This window comes from Streptomyces sp. NPDC060209 (genome assembly GCF_042728155.1).
Classification (GTDB): Bacteria; Actinomycetota; Actinomycetes; order Streptomycetales; family Streptomycetaceae; genus Streptomyces.
In genome coordinates this window covers 1-1,851 of the sequence record NZ_JBHWZS010000557.1, presented here as the reverse complement: position 1 = coordinate 1,851, position 1,851 = coordinate 1, and the positions used below count along the sequence as shown (strand labels likewise).

At 70.9% G+C, this 1,851-nt stretch carries 1 protein-coding gene; it reads right to left on the bottom strand.

What is annotated here, in order from left to right; all coding sequences use genetic code 11:
• Positions 1–34: 34 nt before the first annotated feature.
• The gene (locus ACFWFI_RS42530; RefSeq protein WP_387401300.1) at positions 35–1,750 is read right to left on the bottom strand and encodes a threonine/serine exporter family protein; all 1,716 of its coding nucleotides are present in this window, start codon (positions 1,748–1,750) and stop codon (positions 35–37) included.
• Positions 1,751–1,851 lie beyond the last annotated feature (101 nt).

Here is a 1,851-nt window from a genome sequence, read left to right as displayed (position 1 = left end):
GTCCCCACGTGGGGACCGGGGCGCCGTTCGTGTGTCAGAAGCCGCGGGTCCGCTTGGCCGCCCGGCGGGACGGGCCCTCGACCGCGCCCGGCACACGCATGAACAGGCGCGAGATCTCGCTTCCCAGGTTGACCCCGATGGCGATCGCCAGCGCGGTGGCGACAGCGGTGGAGAGCGAGGTGAGACCGGTGTCCAGCTCGTTCTGCGCCACGCCCAGCAGACCGAAGTAGGTCGCCGAACCGGGCAACAGCGGGCCGATCGCGGCCGTGATGTAGGGCAGTGACGAGGTGTAGCGGTAGCGCGAGAACAGCTGGCCGAACAGCCCCACCAGACCGGCCGCGACCGCCGTCGCCGCCACCGGGGAGATCCCGCCGGTGCGGGCCATCGCCCCGTAGATGATCCAGGCCACGCCGCCGTTGAGGGTCACGGCGAGGACAGTGGAGCGTTCCTGCTGGAGCAGGATGGCGAAAGCCAGGGTGAGGGCCATCGAGACGAGGATCTGCAGCACCGGCCGGTCGTTCGGTACGAACCGCGCCTCCGGGTTGAGCTGGGCGCCGAGCTGGACGCCCAGGTAGAGCATCAGCAGCACACCCGCCACGATGCCGATGAAGAAGTACATGACCTCCAGGAGGCGGGCTCCCGCGGTGAGGTAGTAGCCGGTCAGGCCGTCCTGCACCCCGGCGACGAGCGCCCGCCCGGGCAGCAGCGCGAACAGCCCACCGGTGATCACCGCGGAGGGCCGCACATCCGTCGAATGAGTGAGGGTCAGCGCGATGCCCATCGCGGCCGGAGGCATGGCCGCGACCGTGAACTGGTAGAACTCGGGCAGCCCGCGCCCGGCGCAGAGCCAGGCCAGCCGGTCACCGAGCATCGCGCCCGCCGCTGCCACGATGAAGACCAGCACACCACCGCCGACCAGCACCGATGCCGAGCCCGCGAGCAGACCGGCGGCGGCCGTCAGCACCCAGCCCGGGTACGGGTGCCGGTTACGCCGGATCTCGGCCAGGCGCCGGTAGGCCTCCTCCAGCGAGACCTCGACGTGTTCCGCCGAGGTGATGTCGTCGATCAGCCGGAACACGGCAGCCAGTCGGGTGTAGTCGGTGCCCCGGCGGCGCACGGTACGGCTGGCCGTGATGGGGTCGTCGACCAGTGACGGCTGGTACGAGATGGACAGCAGCGTGAAGGTGACCGTCGGTTCGGAGCGGTCGAGCCCGTACGAACGCGTCACCGCGAACATGGCCGCCTCGACGTCCTCGGCGCCCTCGCCGCCCGCGAGCAGCAGCTCACCGATACGGAGCGTCAGGTCGAGCACACGCGGTACCGCGGGCCCCGAGTCGTCGGTCTTCTGCACGCTCTCGGGCGCCGGACGCTCGAACACGGGCATCCGCAGCATCGTGCGCATGCGGTCCTGCCAAGGGGCTTCCTTGGTCAGCCGGACCATCGGGATGCCGTGCGCCGGAGTGAACGCGGGCGGCTGATGCTGCGCCTGGTACCCGCTCGGCGGAACGAAGGCGGACGAGAGCGTGTCTGCTCCCGAACCGCTCCCCGATCCGGAAGCGGAACCCTGGCCCGGGCCCGACGCCGCCGACGGATCGGTGTGCAGGCCGGCCGGAAGAGCGAATTCCGATGTGGGGTGGTCGTCCTCCTGGGGAGCCGTCGGCTGCTCCACACCAGCAGGCGGGACGAAGGCGCTGCGCGCCTCGTCGGACTGGGGCTTCTGGTCCTCGGGACCGCCCTGTTCCGCCACCACTCGACCTCGTTCCTCCTCGACCGCTCGTTACGGGAGCGCTTCTGCCCAGTATGGGCACGGACATGGGCCGCCACACGCAACGGGCGGCGCACCGGTGAAGG